Source organism: Bacillus sp. AP8, from assembly GCF_000321185.1.
Lineage (GTDB): Bacteria > Bacillota > Bacilli > Bacillales > DSM-1321 > Bacillus_AD > Bacillus_AD massilioanorexius.
Genome location: NZ_CAPG01000014.1, coordinates 17642 through 36242 on the forward strand (window position 1 = coordinate 17642; position 18601 = coordinate 36242).

General features: G+C 33.7%; 18 protein-coding genes and 1 pseudogene. 18 read left to right on the forward strand and 1 reads right to left on the reverse strand.

The features are described 5' to 3' along the window. Window positions 1-48: 48 nt before the first annotated feature. The 7 genes from BN349_RS02510 (at window position 49) to BN349_RS02545 (ending at window position 6239) form a co-directional block, all read left to right on the forward strand. On the forward strand, window positions 49-804 hold the full coding sequence (locus BN349_RS02510) for an ATP-binding cassette domain-containing protein (RefSeq protein ID WP_019240698.1): 756 nt from the start codon (window positions 49-51) through the stop codon (window positions 802-804). 366 nt (window positions 805-1170) lie between these two features. After that, window positions 1171-2217, forward strand: a complete 1047-nt coding sequence (locus BN349_RS02520) for an SDR family NAD(P)-dependent oxidoreductase (RefSeq protein WP_019240700.1) — start codon at window positions 1171-1173, stop codon at window positions 2215-2217. Between the two features lie 200 nt (window positions 2218-2417). Continuing rightward, window positions 2418-2795, forward strand: coding sequence for a GntR family transcriptional regulator (locus tag BN349_RS02525; RefSeq protein ID WP_019240701.1), 378 nt, complete (start codon window positions 2418-2420; stop codon window positions 2793-2795). Further along, on the forward strand, window positions 2795-3691 hold the full coding sequence (locus BN349_RS02530) for an ABC transporter ATP-binding protein (RefSeq protein ID WP_019240702.1): 897 nt from the start codon (window positions 2795-2797) through the stop codon (window positions 3689-3691). Before BN349_RS02525 ends, BN349_RS02530 begins: the two co-directional genes overlap by 1 nt. Next, window positions 3675-4412 carry a hypothetical protein gene (locus BN349_RS02535; RefSeq protein ID WP_148335379.1) on the forward strand — a complete coding sequence of 246 codons (738 nt, stop codon included), beginning with the start codon at window positions 3675-3677 and terminating at the stop codon, window positions 4410-4412. The genes BN349_RS02530 and BN349_RS02535 overlap by 17 nt, the downstream gene beginning before the upstream one ends. Next, window positions 4412-5110, forward strand: coding sequence for a hypothetical protein (locus BN349_RS02540; protein ID WP_019240704.1), 699 nt, complete (start codon window positions 4412-4414; stop codon window positions 5108-5110). The genes BN349_RS02535 and BN349_RS02540 overlap by 1 nt, the downstream gene beginning before the upstream one ends. 130 nt (window positions 5111-5240) lie before the next feature. Beyond that, entirely contained in the window at window positions 5241-6239 is a 999-nt protein-coding gene (locus tag BN349_RS02545; RefSeq protein ID WP_019240705.1) for an acrylyl-CoA reductase family protein, read from the forward strand. Window positions 6240-6314: 75 nt separating this feature from the next. On the opposite strand, the gene BN349_RS25720 is transcribed toward BN349_RS02545, so the two are convergent. Next, window positions 6315-6482, reverse strand: a complete 168-nt coding sequence (locus tag BN349_RS25720; protein ID WP_157381010.1) for a hypothetical protein — start codon at window positions 6480-6482, stop codon at window positions 6315-6317. 314 nt (window positions 6483-6796) lie between these two features. On the opposite strand from BN349_RS25720, the gene BN349_RS02550 reads away from it, so the two are divergent. From BN349_RS02550 to BN349_RS02595, 11 genes and pseudogenes are all read left to right on the forward strand, one after another. Then, the gene (locus BN349_RS02550) at window positions 6797-7765 is read left to right on the forward strand and encodes a bile acid:sodium symporter family protein (protein WP_019240706.1); all 969 of its coding nucleotides are present in this window, start codon (window positions 6797-6799) and stop codon (window positions 7763-7765) included. Window positions 7766-8095: 330 nt separating this feature from the next. Then, a pseudogene (locus tag BN349_RS26550) lies at window positions 8096-8716 on the forward strand (metallophosphoesterase); the annotation flags it as partial. 204 nt (window positions 8717-8920) lie between these two features. Continuing rightward, window positions 8921-9613, forward strand: a complete 693-nt coding sequence (locus BN349_RS26555; protein WP_269719690.1) for a bifunctional metallophosphatase/5'-nucleotidase — start codon at window positions 8921-8923, stop codon at window positions 9611-9613. A gap of 116 nt (window positions 9614-9729) precedes the next feature. Beyond that, on the forward strand, window positions 9730-10341 hold the full coding sequence (locus BN349_RS23140; protein WP_019240708.1) for an S-layer homology domain-containing protein: 612 nt from the start codon (window positions 9730-9732) through the stop codon (window positions 10339-10341). Window positions 10342-11525: 1184 nt separating this feature from the next. Continuing rightward, a complete protein-coding gene (locus tag BN349_RS02565) occupies window positions 11526-12887 on the forward strand; it encodes an ethanolamine ammonia-lyase subunit EutB (RefSeq protein ID WP_019240709.1) in 1362 nt (453 codons plus the stop codon). Window positions 12888-12972: 85 nt separating this feature from the next. Further along, window positions 12973-13734: an ethanolamine ammonia-lyase subunit EutC gene (eutC, locus tag BN349_RS02570; protein WP_019240710.1), complete on the forward strand. Its 762-nt coding sequence runs from the start codon at window positions 12973-12975 to the stop codon at window positions 13732-13734. A gap of 121 nt (window positions 13735-13855) precedes the next feature. Continuing rightward, window positions 13856-15304: a sensor histidine kinase gene (locus tag BN349_RS02575; RefSeq protein WP_019240711.1), complete on the forward strand. Its 1449-nt coding sequence runs from the start codon at window positions 13856-13858 to the stop codon at window positions 15302-15304. Beyond that, window positions 15282-15854 carry an ANTAR domain-containing response regulator gene (locus BN349_RS02580; RefSeq protein WP_019240712.1) on the forward strand — a complete coding sequence of 191 codons (573 nt, stop codon included), beginning with the start codon at window positions 15282-15284 and terminating at the stop codon, window positions 15852-15854. The genes BN349_RS02575 and BN349_RS02580 overlap by 23 nt, the downstream gene beginning before the upstream one ends. Window positions 15855-16222: 368 nt before the next feature. Next, window positions 16223-17491 carry an ethanolamine utilization protein EutH gene (eutH, locus tag BN349_RS02585; protein WP_019240713.1) on the forward strand — a complete coding sequence of 423 codons (1269 nt, stop codon included), beginning with the start codon at window positions 16223-16225 and terminating at the stop codon, window positions 17489-17491. A 32-nt stretch (window positions 17492-17523) separates the two neighbouring features. Continuing rightward, window positions 17524-17862 carry an ethanolamine utilization microcompartment protein EutS gene (eutS, locus tag BN349_RS02590; protein WP_019240714.1) on the forward strand — a complete coding sequence of 113 codons (339 nt, stop codon included), beginning with the start codon at window positions 17524-17526 and terminating at the stop codon, window positions 17860-17862. A 12-nt stretch (window positions 17863-17874) separates the two neighbouring features. Next, window positions 17875-18375 carry a EutP/PduV family microcompartment system protein gene (locus BN349_RS02595; protein ID WP_019240715.1) on the forward strand — a complete coding sequence of 167 codons (501 nt, stop codon included), beginning with the start codon at window positions 17875-17877 and terminating at the stop codon, window positions 18373-18375. Window positions 18376-18601 lie beyond the last annotated feature (226 nt).

The window sequence follows — 18601 nt, forward strand, 5'->3', positions numbered from 1 at the left end:
ATTGAACTTAGGGAAGAATTGTTTGAATTCTAATGGAGGGATGTTTTGATGGGAGAGCCATCTTTTGTAGAATCAGTTGTTAAGAACGACCATGCTATTCGAATTAATCTGAAGCAAATTGAAAAAAGTTTTGGAGAAAAAACAGTTTTAAAAAATATTTCTTTAGAAATTGAAGCAGGTCAGTTTGTGGCGATAGTTGGAAAAAGTGGAAGTGGGAAGAGTACATTGTTACGTTTAGTAGCGGGTTTAGAGGAACCAACTTCTGGAACGATTACATTTAATGATACACCTATAAAGGAAGCAAGTTCTAGTGCTACGATGATGTATCAAGATTCTCGATTGTTGCCATGGAAATCAGTATTAAATAATGTTGGTTTAGGATTAAAAGGAGATTGGAAGGAAAAAGCAGAACAGACACTTGATTATGTTGGATTACTTCCATTTAAAAATCAATGGCCAGCCACATTATCAGGGGGACAACAACAGCGAGTGGCTTTGGCTAGAGCACTTGTTCATAAACCATCCTTATTATTATTAGATGAACCACTAAGTGCTTTGGATGCTTTAACTCGTTTTGGTATGCAAAACTTAATTGAAAATTTATGGTTAGATCAAGGCTTTACAGCACTATTAGTAACACATGACGTTCGCGAGGCTGTTAAATTAGCGGATCGCATTATTTTAATAGAGGATGGAAATATTACTTTGGATATTGAAAATAAGGCAAAACGTCCTCGAGAATTATCTGATGTTTCATTAACATTATTAGAGAAAAATATTTTAGATCGAATTATGAATGCTTGACAAACGATTTCAATGAATCGAAAAAACTTCCGCTTGTATAAGTGAGAAGTTTTTTTCTGTGTGTGGGTTGTATTCTAAAAGATTGTTGTCGTTAAAAAGGTTAGGTGAATAGAATTAGGAAAAAAGGCGATTGGACCGTAAGGTGTAAGATTCTTGTGGGAATAGAGAACCAGGGACTCGATAGGCGCTAAGTATCGAGAAAATTTACCGCCCGCCATGCGAAAGCAAAGCTTATAGGCAACGAACTATGGAAAAACAGCCTATGCTAACAGGGAAAACTGGTATGAACATCCATGAAAATAGCGAGGATTTAGATGCTATAATTTTTACGAGTAATGAATTTTGCTTTTTAGGAGTGTTAATTACGTGAAAATATTGATAACAGGTTCGAATGGTTTTTTAGGAAAACGATTGGCTAGTGATTTATTAAATAAAGGTCATGAACTATTCTTACTTGTAAGGAATGCAAAGAAATTAGAAGCTTTTTTAAAAACGATTACTGAAAGACAAAACAAACAGATTACGATTATAGAGGGAGACGTAACGTCTCATAATTTAGGATTATCTGAGGAAAAAATTTCAGAAATGATCGGAAAAGTAGACGCTATTTATCACAGTGCTGCTTTGTTGTCGTTTGATCCTAAAGATGATGAACTAACATATCAGGTTAATGTGGAGGGAACGCGAAATACTCTGGACTTTGCATTAAGGATTAAGTGCAAGAAGTTCTTATATGTAAGTACGGCATATACCGTTGGTCATTCCGTTAACGGTAAGGAAGAATTGTATAATGTAGAAGGTGCTTTTGTAAATAGTTATGAAAAGACCAAATGCCAAGCAGAACATATTGTGATGTCTTATGGAAATCGTTTATCGGTATCGATACTAAGACCATCTATTATTATTGGTGACTCTGTTACTGGTAAGGCTGAAACAAGCTTTGGATTATACGGAATTATGAAGAGTTTAAGAGTCTTAAAGAGAAAAATATCAAGAAGCACAGAGTTAGAAAAATTACCTTTTCGTTTAATTGTCAATCCTACAGAATCATCGAATATTGTTCCAGTTGATTATGTGTCGATGGTATTGTTAGCTGCACTTGAAAACGGTCAAAATCAAAAGATCTATCATGTTACTAATCCAAATCCTCCAAGGCAGGATACTGTATTTGAACTAATAAAGGAATATATTCAACTGGAAAATCTACATATGGTTTTCGGAGAAAAATCTGAATTCTTAAGAGAAGAAGAGCAACAATTCAATCGACCACTGGCTGTATTTGCCCCTTATTTAAGTCGAACAATTGAATTCACATGCGATAATACGAAAGAATTGTTATCTAAATCTGATCAATCTTTATTAAACATGGATCATCATATGCTTCGTACTATTATTGGAGGCTTTTTTAGATAATCTATTTTTATTAGTGAATAAAGATTTAACTAGTTTATAGGTCACACCCTTTTGTACCCCCCGCTATTAAAGTGGGGGGTTTTATTATTGGATTCATTATTTTTTATTAATTAGGTAAATGATATTGTCATTTTGTCAAAAAAGTTATATAGTACATTACAACAGTAATGTACTATATAACTTGGAGAGGAGGAGGAAATTTGATCTTAAATAGTGATGGGTCAAAGCCGATTTATATCCAAATATCTGAATGGCTTGAAACTGAGATTATGACTGGCAATTTTGTGAGTAATCAAAAGGTATATTCTCAGTATCAGCTAGCTGAGATGTTTAATATTAATCCAGCGACCGCGGCAAAGGGGTTGAATATATTGGTTGATGAAAATATTTTATATAAAAAAAGGGGTCTTGGTATGTTTGTAACGGATATAGCACGCGAAAAGATTCTTTATAAAAGAAAAAATCAAACTTTGACTCATTTAGTGCAAGAATTAGTTCTAGAAGCTAGTCGCTTAGATGTAAGTGAAGAACAGTTAATTGAGATGATAAAAAAAGCGAACAAAGAGGGGGATAGGTAATGAATGTTATTGAGTGTAAAAATCTGACAAAACAATTCGGTAGAAAAAAAGCTTTAAACCAGCTTACTTTTACATTAGAAGATAATAAAATTACTGGTTTAATTGGTAGAAATGGAGCTGGAAAAACTACTTTACTGAAGATGCTGACAGGTTTTTCTAAAAAAACTTCTGGAGATTTAGCGGTCTTTTCAGAGGATCCTTATAATAATTTACTGATTTCCGCTAATTCAATTTATGTTAGTCAAGAGATGAATTTGCCCGAATCCTTAAAGCTTGGTGAGATTCTTAAGGAAGCTGGTAGATTTTATCCGAATTGGGATCAAGAGTTTGCTATTCGTTTATTTGATTACTTTTCACTCAATCGAGAAGATTATCATTCGAACCTATCTAAAGGAATGACTAGTACCTTTAATGCTATTCTGGGGTTAGCTTCTAGAGCACCATTAACTATTTTTGATGAACCCACAAATGGAATGGACGCAGCGGTTCGAAAAGATTTCTATCGTGCTGTCTTAAAGGATTATATTGCGCATCCTCGTTCAATCATTATTTCCAGTCATCACCTAGAAGAAATTGAAGATTTAATTGAAGATATATTACTTCTGAAAAACGGCAAAACCTATTTGCATATGTCGATTGCTGATTTAAAAGAGTGGGCGATAGGTTTAAAGGGAGAATCAGCTATTGTTGAATCCTTCATAAAAAACAAGGATATTCTTATTGAACAACAGATCGGTATTGATCAATTATATGTGGTGTTAGAAAATAATTTTCAAGAAAATGAAATACAGGAGATGAAAAGAGTAGGAATCGAGACAAAGGCAGTATCTGCAAATGATATATGTATCTATCTAACAAATCAAAATAAAGGAGGGATTGATGATGTCTTTAGTTAAGGTTCAATTGAAGGAGATTGTAAAAAAACAGTATTTATATAAATTAAACGCCTATAGAAATATTATTACTTCACTAATTATTACACAGTTAATTGCTTTATTCTTTTCAATAAATGGTGTTGGAAATAGTGGATTTGGAACGAGTACAGTAGATGTAAATATACATGTTTCTTATTATTCGGCAGATATCGTTCTAATCTTTACTTTATTGTGGGCATTTATTACTGGAATTACTATTACAACGAAAGATTATCGTAATCAAGAATTCTCCTTTGTGAGCAATCGTCTTAGTAGTATTTTATCAAACATTTTATTTTTGTTGACAATTAGCATGGTTGCTGGATTAATGGCCGTTTTCTCTAGATATATTTTACAAGACATACTTTATCTTTTCTTTGATGAAACAATCATTCATAGCGTATCATATGGCTTTGGTGATTATCTAAAAGGATTAATGGCAACTATTCTATATATTGTACTTATAAGTTCATTTGCCTATGTATTGGGAATGCTTTTTCAAATTCACAAGTTATTCATATTGGTTATACCTATTTTGTTTTTAGGTATTTCTTTTACAAATGATAACCTACTACAAAATCTATTTTCAGTTTTTATTAACGAAACATTTTTTTCTCTTTTTGCCATTAAAGTGATTGTATCAAGTAGTCTGTTCTTTTATTGCTCTTATCTTATTAATAATAGATTGGAGGTACGAAAATAATGGTTTTACTAGGAACGGTCTTACCTATCCTTATATTGGTTGGAGTCGCATTTCTTTTAAGATATTTAAGACAATCAAAAAGCAATGTATTTGTACCAATAATGAACTGGCTATTTAGTGGTTATATCATCATCTTGTTAATTGCAATCCTTATAGCTGGGTTTCTACCAAATGAAAAACAGCCACTAAATAAAAAAGAGTTTGTCGTGAAAGCTGAAAAAGAAGTCAATGATTTTCAAGATGCTATTTATAGGGGGAATTTAGATAAAATTGATTCCAAATTATTGAGAACCTCTCAGGCATTTGATTTTCAAGGGGAATCATTGAATATCCGAGAAATCAATGATGGATATTTAGAAGTCCCGATTGTTATTGAAGAAAATTCAGCAGATTTTGGTCATATAGAAGCGATGATTTACACTTCTAAAACTTATTATATGGATCAAGATGTTACTGAACAGATTCCAATTTTTCAAATGGATTTTCAAAAGGATACTTTAATTATTTCAAAATCAAATCAAACGAGATTGAATTTTAATAAATTATCTCATGAATTTCCATTTAGACAATTTTCCGGTGAAAAAATGTTTAATAATGATGAAAACTTTATCGGTTTAACAGTCCTGTTTTTGCGAGTTCCAAAAGGGGTGAAAATTGAGAACCAAGATAACCTTAATATCGAATACGTTCGCAAATAAGATATCATTCGTAATTTAGTGTCAATTATTCTATTAATCTAAAAGAAATGATTGAAGCTAAACTCTGTACTATTTATACTTAGATGTATGGAATAATGGTACTAGAATCTATTAATGTGAGGTGCTCTAATTGAATTTTCGTGCTTTATTTGTTGAAAAACAAGGAGAGGAAACATCTCTTCAAGTGAAAACGATTACGAATGAGGATTTGCCAACAGGAGATGTGCTTATTCAAGTTGTCTATTCTAGCGTCAATTACAAAGATGGGTTAGCTACAATTCCGAATGGGAATATTGTAAAGGATTACCCGTTTATACCAGGTATCGATGCAGCTGGATATGTAATTGAATCTCATAATGAAAGTTTTAAAGTTGGAGATAGGGTTTTAGTAACTGGTTACGATTTAGGAGTTTCTCATTTTGGTGGATTTAGTGAGTATATTCGAGTGCCAGCTGAATGGGTAGTTGAACTTCCAGAGGGATTATCTTTAAAAGAAGCGATGATAATCGGAACAGCTGGATTCACTGCTGCGATGAGCGTATCTGCACTTGAGAAGCAAGAAGTAACCCCTGAAGATGGTGATATACTTGTAACGGGAGCAACTGGCGGAGTGGGAAGTATGGCAGTTGTTATGTTGCATAATAAAGGATATCGTGTTGTTGCTAGTTCCGGTAAAGAAGAGGCGAAAGCTTTTTTACAATCCATTGGTGCTGATGAAGTAATTTCAAGAGAAGAAGTCGTTCCTGAAAAAATTAGACCGTTAGCAAAAATGAGATGGGCTGGAGCCGTAGATCCTGTTGGTGGTCAAACATTGGCTGCAATTTTAGCAAATGTTAAGTATGGTGGAGCGGTGGCGGTTAGTGGATTAACTGCTGGAGTAAAGGTAGATACAACGGTTTTTCCTTTTATTCTTCGTGGAGTACAATTAGTTGGGATAGATTCTGTTTATTGTCCAATGAACAAAAGACAACAATTATGGAAAAGATTAGCTTCTGATTTAAAACCAACGCAACTTTTTGAACAGGGTGTAACTGTTGTTGGGCTGGATGATTTACCTACTGTTTTTCCAGAGATATTAAAAGGAAATATAACTGGACGAACAATTGTAAAAATAACTGATCAACATTAATCAGTTTATCTACTAGGATAAAAAAGTGTTCCAAATAATTTGGAACACTTTTTCGTTTAAAAAATAATATCTTTCTTATTTTGCTACAAGTTCTGTTTGAATTAAAATAGGATCGTGGTCGCTTGATTGTTCAAAGAAGTTAGAGTAAATGTGAACGATATCGACTGTCGTTACAGCAACCATATTGTTAGAAACAAATGTGGTGATTTTGCAATATTCTTGCATAAAGCTAGTAAAGTTCAAAATAATGAAAGCACTCCTGAAAAAGTAAACGAAATGTTGTTTTATAAATTACATATTTTTTATAAATTACATATTGTAGTGAAATAAACAGATAAGAGAGAGTGAGTCTTTTCTAACTAAATTATATTGTTTGCAGTATAAGTAGTAGTTTAGAAGGTGAAACTATGTCTATTTGATTTGGTTATGAAACACTCATAGATACATCTGTGAAGATTGATAAATAATATATAAAATTTTCTGATTATTGCGTATATTTAGTTAATAGTATATAATCTTTTACATTAAACATAATTTTATAAACAGAGGTGTGAGATGTGAAAGCGCTAGAACGATTTAGTCAGTTTGTTAGTAGTACATTTGCGGTATGGGTTCTTGTTTTTGCTACCATGGCATTTTTATCTCCGGAGACATTTGTATGGATTGGAAAGTACATTACAATTCTACTTGGAATAGTTATGTTTGGAATGGGATTAACAATATCAGGGGCTGATTTTAAGGAGGTATTTACGAGACCAAAAGATGTGGCAGTTGGTGTAGTTGGTCAATTCCTAATAATGCCTTCTCTTGCATTTTTATTAGCAAAAGGTTTAAGTTTACCTCCAGAAATTGCTGTAGGGGTTATTTTAGTAGGATGCTGTCCTGGTGGAACTTCCTCTAATGTCATGACATTTCTTTCAAAAGGAGATGTAGCATTATCTGTGACAGTTACTTCTATTACAACTTTATTAGCACCATTGGTAACACCAGCACTTATTTATTTATTGGCAAGTGAATGGATTGATATCGATCCAATGTCATTATTTGTTTCTATTGTTCAGGTTGTTCTTGTTCCTATTATATTAGGTTTGGTTGTACAAAAACTATTTAATAAACAAGCAAAAGCTAGTGTGAAAGTCATGCCATTAGTGTCAGTAGTGGCTATTGTAGCTATAGTTTCAGCAGTAGTGGCAGGAAGTCAAGAGAAAATTGCAGAAACAGGAGCACTGATATTCGCGGTGGTTGTTCTGCATAATGTATTAGGATATCTAATAGGGTACTTATTCGGAAAGTTATTTGGTATGAATTTACCGAAGAAAAAAGCCATTGCTATAGAGGTAGGAATGCAAAATTCTGGATTAGGTGCTACATTAGCGAATGCTCATTTTTCACCTTTAGCGGCCGTTCCAAGTGCAATATTTAGTGTGTGGCATAATATTTCTGGTCCAATTTTAGCTACAATCTTTAGAAGGATGAAAGATGAAAGTAATGTTGCAATAGAAAAAAATCCGAATCAAAATGTTTAAAGAAAAGCTCGATAGAAACTTTCTATCGAGCTTTTCTTTTTGAGGATGAAATTTAACTTATTAATTAGGATTATGATGAGCATAAGGCTTAATTCGAAATGCAGGGTGAATAAAAATTTAAATATTTTTATATATTCTGTAATATGTGTACTTTTAGAATAATTTCAATAGAAATAATAAAGTTGATTCTTTGAAAGTTATATTATAATAATTTTTGAGAGTGAGTTTAATAGTTTGAATTGCTGATGGCACGCCGTATGCGCTGAAAGGCGCCCGTACGGTGTAGGTCCAGTGTGAACTGGAAATAGCTTTGATTTAACAGTCCTTCATACAAATGATTCACACGCTAATTTAGATAATGTTGCTCGTAAAGTGACAGCTATTAAAGAGATGAAGAAAAAATATCCATATAACGTTTTAGTCGATGCTGGAGATGTTTTCTCAGGTACTTTATATTTCAACAAATATTTAGGTCAGGCTGATCTAGAATTTATGAATCTAGTTGGTTATGACGCGATGACTTTCGGTAATCATGAGTTCGATAAAGATACAGAAACACTTGCTGCCTTCATTAAAAATATGAAATTCCCAATGGTTAGTGCAAACGTTAATGTAACAAAAGATCCAGCACTAAGTCCTTTATTCCAAAATAAATATGCTACTACAACAAAAGATGGTGAAATGTATAAAGGGATTGTGAAAACGATTAATGGCGAAAAAGTTGGTATTTTCGGTTTAACGACAGAAGATACAAAAAATATCGCTATGGGTATCGGATCTGTAACGTTTGATAACTACATCAATGCTGCAAAAGAAGCAGTTGCTAACTTTGAAGAGCAAGGCGTTAACAAAATCATCGCTCTTACACATCTAGGCTATGATGATGGTGACATGGACAGTGATGTCTCACTAGCAAACCATGTTGAAGGCATTGATATTATTGTTGGTGGACATGATCATAAAAAGATAGAAGCACCTGTAAAAGTGAGTAAATTTACAGAACCAACAATTATCGTACAAGCGAATGAATATAGCAAATACCTAGGTACATTAAATGTAGGTTTCGATAAAAACGGTAAGGTCGTTAGTCACGAAGGTGCACTAATTGAGTTAGATGCAAAAGATGAAGCTGGTAAGTATGTGATTCCAGATGATATGGAAGCCTTAGATATTTTGGAAACAAAGTATAAACCAGCTGTTGAAGAATTAAAGGCTCAGGTTGTTGGCTCATCAACTGTTGATTTATTAGGTGGAAATCCAGCTGCTCGTACAGCTGAAACAAACTTAGGAAACTTTATTGCAGATGGTATGCTAGCGAAAGCGAAAACAATCAATTCTAAAACATCTATTGCGATTCAAAATGGTGGTGGAGTTCGTACTACTCTTAACGCTGGAGATATTACGACTGCTGATATTTTAAAAGTACTTCCTTTTGGTAACACGCTTGGAATTATGGAGCTAACTGGTAATGAAATTCTAGAAACACTTGAGCATGCGGTAGCTAAAGCTCCTGAAGCAAATGGTGCATTCTTACAAATTTCAGGTATGAAATATACGTACGATAGCTCAAAGAATAAAGGAGAAAGAGTAGTTGCCGTTCAAGTTGAAAAAGAGGGAGAATTTGTTGATCTAGTACCAACAGAGAAATATGTCGTAGCAACTAATATGTTTACAGCTACAGGTGGAGATGGTTTTGAAGCTCTTAAAAAAGCTTCTGATGAAGGACGTGTAAGTAATCCTGGAAATGTTGATTGGGAAATATTTAAGGAACACTTAGAAGCACAACCAAACAAAACAATTTCACCTAAAGTAGAAGGTCGTATTGTTGATATCGCAAAAAATAACTAAATTAGTATTTCAAGTTTGATGAATGACTAAATTATTTTAATCCTTTTATAGTATTGGATTAATGATCGTCATAATGTTTACTTAAAAGTAATTTATAAATTAGGAGGATTCACTTAATGTCTCAGCAAAAAAAATCTTTTAGCAAATTTTTAGCTACAGCAGCAACTACAACTATTGTTGCTTCTGCTTTTGCTGCATCAGCATCTGCAGCATCTTTCACTGACGTAACACCTAAATATAAGGAAGCGGTAGATTTCGTTGTATCAAAAGGTGTAGCTGGTTATTCGGATGGTACATTTGGTGTTAGCAAGGCGATTAAACGTGCTGAAGCAGCAGTTATGCTTGCTAAAGTTTTAGAGTTTGACATAAAAGCTGCACCGGCTTCAGGATTTAAAGATGTTCCGAAGTATGCAGTTGAATATGTAAATGCACTTAAAGAAGCAGGTATAACAAGTGGCAAATCTGAAACTACTTTTGGTAGTGATGATTTGATTACACGTGGTGAACTAGCTATTTGGATTCAAAAAGGCTTTAAATTAACAGGCTCTACTGAAATTCCATTCACAGATGTGAATAGTAACTATAAAGAAGCAGTATCTGCTCTAGTAAGTTATGACATTACAAGTGGAATTTCTAAGAAAGAATTCGGTACAACACATACTGCTAAACGTGGCGATTATGCAATCTTTTTAAATAAAGCAGCTAAAGTAGAATTAACTTCTAAATAAAAATAAATGAAACGTTGCTTTATAAACTATTGTTTTCTCGTCTAACAATTAGGTTTTCTCCTCCTTTCCTAAATTGATGAGAGTAATAGTGAAATAAGCGGAAAAACCTTTTCTAACTATTGTTTTTGTATAGATTGGTGAAAATCCAATTCTTGTTCAATAGTCAAATAACAAGTGCCTAATACTCCTGCATCCAGTGATGTTCTAACAAACAGAAGGGATGAAATCAGGTGAAGTCGTACTCATAATATGAGGCGAGGCTCCATAAAAGGTTACTATGGTCAGGAGACGAATCCATGTAGAGGCAGGTTGAGGTAATGAATACTGTGAAAAAGCTAGGGGTTCAGTATTTATCCATACATATAATGATACAAAAATAACGATGATGTATAGGAGATTAGAACAATTGACTATTAAACTAATCTTTCTCATACCTGAATAGTGGAGACCTAAGGTAATCAAAAATAGGGAACAAAACAATGGAACGTTTGAAGTTTTACTAGATGAGATGTGTTAGCATTATAGAGGCTAGTAGAATGGCGGCAGGTTCGTAGTAGTGATGACCATTTGCCGTTTGTATTAATCTGGTAACAGGTTAAGAGGAGAAAACAAATGATAGCGAAGGAACCTAGTCAGTTTAATCAATTATTATACTTATATCTCAAAAACTAGATTTTGAAATTCATTGTTATTTTAGAATAATCTATCTTTTCTTTTTTATGTTTGCTATACTATACCGTAAGTAAATATAATCAGGTAAAGGTGCCTACTCAGTGAAATCGTTTTAGATTTATCTCTGTATGGCACCTTTTTTGCACGAGAAAAATTATTTATACCGTGAGAACTTTATTTGAATAGCTGTTTTAAATTTCGGATTCACACTGATTATTTTCAGCTGGGTAGTGGTATGCCTCAGTCATTTTCCTCATTGTAGATTTTGTTTATCTATCTTGCTTCACTAGCTGGAGTATCTTGGATTTTCATCGTTTTTTTCTTTTAAATAGGTTGTTTTCTAAAAGAACAAAAAGTTCAAGTGGAGAGTTAAGGAGCGTGACTCCCGCGAAAACGAGCAACCTAAAGTGGAATTTATCTAAACCTATATTCACTACTGGTTCATAGGTGAAAAAAATATGCAAAAACAGTCATTGAATAATATATTTCACGAACTGAAAGGAGGAGGGTAAATGAAGTTAGGCTGTATAATAAAGAATCAAAGATTCCAATTTTATTCAATTAGAGAAGTGTTAGCGAAAGCTAGTGAAGAGAAGTCAGGCGATATCATGGCAGGTGTTGCTGCACAATCATTACTTGAAAGAATGGCTGCAAAGGTTGTATTAAGTGAAATGACCTTAAAAGATTTATTTGAAAATCCAGTTATTCCATATGAATCAGATGAAGTGACGAGAGTGATATACGATGATATAAATCATTATATATATAAAGAAATTTCTAGTTGGACAGTTGGAGACTTACGGAATAGGATTCTTCATCAAAATACAAATACCTCCGATCTTTTTCGATTAAGTAAAGGATTAACAAGTGAGATGATTGCCGGTGTTGCTAAACTCATGTCGAGTATTGATCTTGTTATCGCTGCTCAGAAAATTAGACCGACAGCCCATTGTAATACGACGATTGGAGAAGAAGGCCGGTTGGCATTTCGTTGCCAACCAAATCATCCAAGTGATCATTTAGAGGGGATTCTAGCTTCAATTAAAGAAGGATTATCATATGGTTCAGGTGATGCGGTGATAGGAATAAATCCTAATAATGATACGATTGAATCTGTTTCAAAAATTCTACATATGACACATGAATTCATTGAAAAATGGCAAATTCCAACTCAAAATTGTGTGTTAGCTCATATCACAACACAAATGAAAGCACTTCAAAAGGGTGCACCAATTGCATTAATGTTTCAAAGCTTAGCAGGTACAGAAAGTGCAAATAATGATTTTGGTGTATCGACAAAAATTCTTGATGAAGCTTCTGATATGATGAGAAAGCGTGGGACATCAACAGGGCCCAATCAACTATACTTTGAAACAGGACAAGGGTCAGAGGTTTCATTAGAAGCTCACAAAGGTGTTGATATGCAAACATTAGAAGCTAGGACATATGGATTTGCTCGACATTGGAAGCCGTTTATGGTTAATAATGTTTCGGGCTTTATTGGCCCGGAAACACTTTATGATGGAAAACAAATGATCCGTTCGGATTTAGAGGATTTATTTATGGGTAAATTACATGGTCTTCCAATGGGAATAGCGCCTACTTATACGAATCATATGAAGGCAGATCAAAATGATCAAGAAATTGCTGGAATGTTAACAGCTTTAGCAGGAGCTAATTTTTATATGGGGGTACCTGGAGGTGATGACGTAATGCTAAGCTATCAAGATACAAGTTATCATGACGATGCTAGTTTACGTGAAATGTTAGGACTACGCCCCTTAAGAGATTTTGAAATTTGGTTAGAGCATATGGGAATTATGTGTAATGGTAAATTAACTGAACGAGCGGGAGATTTATCGATTTTTGATTGAAAGGAGTGATAAGAATGGATATTCAATTAATCATTGAGAAAGTAATGAGAGAGCTTGAAAAAAATCAGAGGAAGTTCCTAACGAAATGGATGTTTTATCTTTTTCTAGTGAAAAAGAAGTTACTGTAGATCATCCTATGAATGCTGATACCATAGTTTCTGCTCAATCAATTACCCCTGCAAGAATCGGGATTGGAAGAACTGGAACAAGAATGAAAACAAAAAATTATTTAGAATTTAGAATCGATCATGCCGCTGCCCAGGATGCTGTTTTTAAAGATGTTTCTAATCAATTTTTAAAAGAGCATAATCTGCCAGTCTTATATACAGAAGCGAATTCTATAAATGAATATTTAATGAATTTACAATCAGGACGAACCTTAAAACAAGAATCGAAAGAATGGGTACTAAAAAATATTTCAAAAAATAAACACGTACAGATTATTGTGTCTGATGGTCTTAGCTCTACCGGGATTGAAGCGAATATCGGTGATTTATTACCAGCTCTTTTACAAGGATTGAAAGTTAAAGGGATTACTTGTGGGGAACCGATTTTTATTAAAAGAAGTAGAGTTTGGATTCAAGATGAGGTTGCATCGTTGGTCAATTGTGATGTGGTTATTTCTTTAATCGGTGAGAGACCAGGCTTAGCAACGGCAAGAAGCGTTAGTGCGTACTTCATTTACCGACCGAATGAGCACTCGGTTGAGGCAGATAGAACCGTTATTTCAAATATTCATGATGCGGGAATTCCACCAGTGGAGGCTGGTGCGTATCTAGCGGATCTTCTTGAAGACGTTTTGAAGTGGAAGGTAAGTGGTGTGAAATATATGAACCTCAAACATTAACCTATTATAGATAGCTGTTTAAAATCTATTAACATATTGATTAAAGTATCATTGACAAAATATGCAAATAGAAAATATAATATTTTTTATATTATGAATTTTCTGTAATAGGAGAATTTACATGCTTGAAAATCAAAAGTTAATTGATTCTTTATGTGGAATTCATACTAATCTCTCTCATAGAGACATTGATAAAATTAAATCTGTGGCATCTCAATTAGATTTAATAGCAGATTTGAATCAAGCGAATGTGTTTATTGATTGTCCTACCAAAGAAGGAAAGCATGCCATTGTTGTTGCTGAAGCTAAGCCTTCAACTGCACATTCAGTTTATAAGAAGCAAGTGGTAGGAAAGTTCGCATATGAAGCATTTGAACCAGCCGTATTTTTCACATTAAAAACAGGAAAACCGATGTTTCTTAATCGAGCTTTAACGCAAGAAGGAAAAACGGTAGAGCAAAGTGTTGTACCGATTAAAGGTAAAGATGGAGCTATAATCGGAACATTAATTATGGAAAAAGCTGTCGGCGAACATATGAAAATCCAAGAAAAAACAGTTTCCCTCTCAGATGCAACTCAGACTCTTAGTGATATCCTCCTTGGATTCACAGGAGATCGATCAATCATTTCAGAAGTACTAGAAGAATCATTATTCTTTTTAGACTCACATAACAATATTCTGTATTTTAATCCCTCAGCCCAAAATCTTATTTTAGAAATATGCTCTAAGGAGTGTCAAATAGGAACTCAAATTTTTCATTATTTACCTAGTTTAGAAGCAGTATTAAGTCATCCAGAAGAATTATTAATGAGAGAGGTTTTCATTGATAATCGAGTGTTTCAAGTGAAGAAAATTCGATTAGAGCAAGACAATCAGACAAGTGGAATTTTTATTATTTTACGAGACTTAACCGAACTCAGAGAGAAAGAAAGGGAACTGATTGTAAAATCTGTTGCTATCCGTGAAATTCATCATCGAGTTAAAAATAATTTACAAACAGTAGCAAGTTTACTTCGTCTTCAAATGAGAAGAGGTATTCCTGAAGAAAGTAAGCCGCATTTTGTTGAAAGTCTTAACAGAGTATTAAGTATTGCCTCAGTATATGAGCTGATTTTAGCGAATTCTAATGTGGATGATGTTGATATTCGAGACTTAACAGAAAAAATCGGCAATATGTTAGTCTATACTGGAGAACATTCAGAAATTGCGATTACATATTCAGGTCCTAATATACAAATAAAATCGAATAAAGCAGTATCATTAGCTCTTATTGTCAATGAGTTAATCCAAAATTGTGTAAAGCATGCTTTTCATAGTGATGAAAAAGGAAACATTAAAGTTATTTTTGGACAACAAGGTTATACGGTACACGTTATGGTGATAGATGATGGTAGAGGGTATTCACCTGATGCTAAACAATCATTAGGCTTAGATATCGTAAGAATGATGGTAGAGCATGATTTAGCTGGTCGTTTTACTATCAGTCGCGCGGAAATTGGAACGATAGCCTCAGTATCTTTTCAAGTGGACAAGGAGGTGTTTGAAAATGAAGCGATTAATGGTGGTTGAAGATGAGTCAATTGTTCGATTGGATCTCGTTATGATGCTACAAGATTCTAGATATGACGTTGTAGCCCAAGCAGGAGATGGAGAGAAAGCAGTTGAATTAGCTTATTCTTATAGACCAGATTTAGTTATTATGGATATCAAGATGCCAAAGCTAAATGGTCTAAAGGCAAGTGAAATCATTTCTAATACTTTTCAAATACCTGTTGTGTTACTAACAGCATATAGTCAGAGTGAATATATTGATAAAGCAAAAAAAGCAAATATCCTAGGGTATTTAATTAAACCAGTAACTGAAGCAAGTTTAATCCCGGCAGTTGAGATAGCTTTAAGACAAGCAGAAAATGCAAACATATATAAAGAGAAATTAGAAGAGATGAATGTACAGTTAGAAAATCGAAAACGGATAGAAAAGGCGAAGGGGATTGTTATGAAGCATTTTCATTTAACAGAAGATGCTGCATATAAAAAAATACGAAGAATTAGTATGAATAAACAAATGCCAATTGAGAGAGTTGCTAAGCATATTATTATTAAGTACAAAGATAAGTAGTTTTTACAAGTAAATGAAGGTAAGCAAAGACGCTTTGGTGTTTTATGAGAATAAAACGCTGGGGCGTCTTTTTGTAAATTTTTGTTGGTTCATAGGTTTGTTTAAGTTTACTCCAATAGTGATATTTTCAAGAGAATGGGAGTTATATAGTCCTATAAAACTATCAGAAGTAATAACTAAAGATTATTTTCTAAAAGATTGTTGTTCTTAAATAAGTTTGTGAGTAAAAACAACTGGTAAAAAAAGCTGGTTGATTGGAGCATATGTTGTGAGACTCCTCGAGCAGAATTCAACTTTTAATCATGACAATTAATGGGCAACAATGTTTGTGAAAACAATCTTAATTAAAAATATAAGGAGGAAAATGAATGGTATTGGTTGGACAAATAGTCATTTATATTATTATGACATGTGCAGTCTTAGGGGCGATTGCTGCTATAAGAGATAGTGACAATGGCCTTGGAAAACAATTTATGGAGGGCTTACATGCGGTGGGGCATATTTTTGTACCTGCAGCGGGTATTATGGCTTCGATTCCATACTTATCTTGGTTTATTAATACAGTTTGTGGTCCGTTCTTTGCATCTATTGGAGCAGATCCAGCCATCGCTGCAACGGCTATATTGGCTACCGACATGGGTGGTTATCAATTGGCCGAAGTGTTAAAAGAGTCATATGAAGGTTGGGTTATGGCGATGATGGTTGGATTTATGGCAGGTGCAACCATTGTTTTTTCTATCCCAATGGGACTTGCTATGTTAGATAAAAGAGATCATAAATATATGGCTCTTGGAGTAATGTCGGGTGTATTAACGATACCGATAGGAGCATTTATTTCGAGCTCATTAGCTGTTTTGACAAATTCAAAGATTCGTGATGTTATCTCTACTACCACAGAGTCAAATCATGAATTTGTTATTAGTTATGTAAAAATATTATTGAATTTAACTCCTTTAGTAATCTTCGTTGTTATTATCGCCCTTGGTCTTTATTTCCTTCCGGATTTAATGATTAAGTTGTTTATGTGGTTTGGAAGAATTTTAGATGCAGGTATTAAATTGGTTTTGGTCTTTTCTATTGTAGAAATATTTACAGGTTTATTTACGAAAATTTTTGGTAGTTGGGGCTTTCATCCAATTATGGCGGATAAAGCTGATCAGTTTCGAGCTCTCGAGACGGCTGGATACATCGGTATCATGTTAGCTGGTGCATTTCCAATGGTCTATCTCCTGCAAAAATATGCAGGTAGATCATTAACTGCTATGGGAAGTAAAATTGGTTTAAGTAAAGAAGGTAGCGCAGGAATTTTGGCAACTGTTGCGAATATATTAGCCATGTTCAAATTAGTTCGTACCATGAGACCAAAAGACAAAGTTATTAATATTTCCTTTGGTGTATGTGCTGCATTTTTATTGGGGGATCATTTATCTTTTACAGCAAACTTTCAACCAACTTTAATTTTGCCTATTATTGTTGGTAAGTTATCAGCCGGTATAATAGGAATTTTATTAGCGTATTGGTTAGCTGTACCTAAAGCATTGGAATTAGAAAAGAAAGATCGAGAAGCCGGAATTATTGGGAAAAATGAATATTTAGATAATAGTTCTCTTGATGAAAAAGAAGCAAAAGCAGTTTAGTGAATCATGCTTGCTTAGAAAGGATTAGTAAAATGGAAGAAAAGAAACGATTTATTCAAGAATTTGTTCCAGGTAAACAGGTTACTCTTAGTCATTTAATTGCTAATCCAGATCAAGATATGTTTGAGAAATTAGGGATTGAAGAGGCTGGATCACTAGGTATTTTAACTTTGACACCAAGTGAAACGGTTATTATTGCAGGTGATTTAGCAACAAAAGCAGCGAATGTTCGATTAGGGTTTTTAGATCGATTTACAGGAAGTCTTGTTATTGTAGGAAGTGTGTCTGAAGTAGAAATGTCCATGGAAGAGATTAATCGATTTCTATCAGAAACATTGGGATATACACCTGCAAAAATTACAAAGTCTTAATGAAGGGATTGTATGTCAATCAAACATAAAGCAATGCTAATTGGAGCAATTGGTGCTGGTAAATCAACATTGACACATGCTCTTTTAGAAAATAATGTGAAGGCGGTTAAAACACAATCTCTGGTCTATTATGATTGGATTGTTGACACTCCTGGAGAATATACGGAAAATCCATTGTTCTATAAAAATATTATGGCTACTTCACTAGAGGTAACTCACGTTTTGTTTTTACAAGATGCTACAAAGAACAAACTCATTTTCCCCCCAGGTTTTAGTAGTGGAATAAATAAGCTCGCCATTGGCGTTGTTACTAAATGTGACCATAAGGATGCAAATATAGAGTTAGCCATTTCGAATTTGAAAAAAGTGATGATAAAAGGACCTATTGTCATGACATCTGCTATAACCGGAGAAGGACTTCGTGAAATACGTAATCTCGTTAAAAGTGAATCTATTCAAGAAATGAGAAAAATTTGTAAACAACAACCGTCTAATGTGGTACTATTTATATAAGGGACAATGATTTTAGGTAGGGAATTTTTTATTGTGAATAACTGATTCAATTAAATCCTTACTAGTATTTGAGAGTGAAAGTCTGATAGATACATTAAAATATTTTTGGCAAAGGTGCCTTATACAACAATCAAAAATCGATTGTTAGTATGAGGTGCCTTTTTTACTTTATGAAGAAATGATAAGTGAGAATATCGTAAAGAGAAACTTGTATGCACATAGTAAA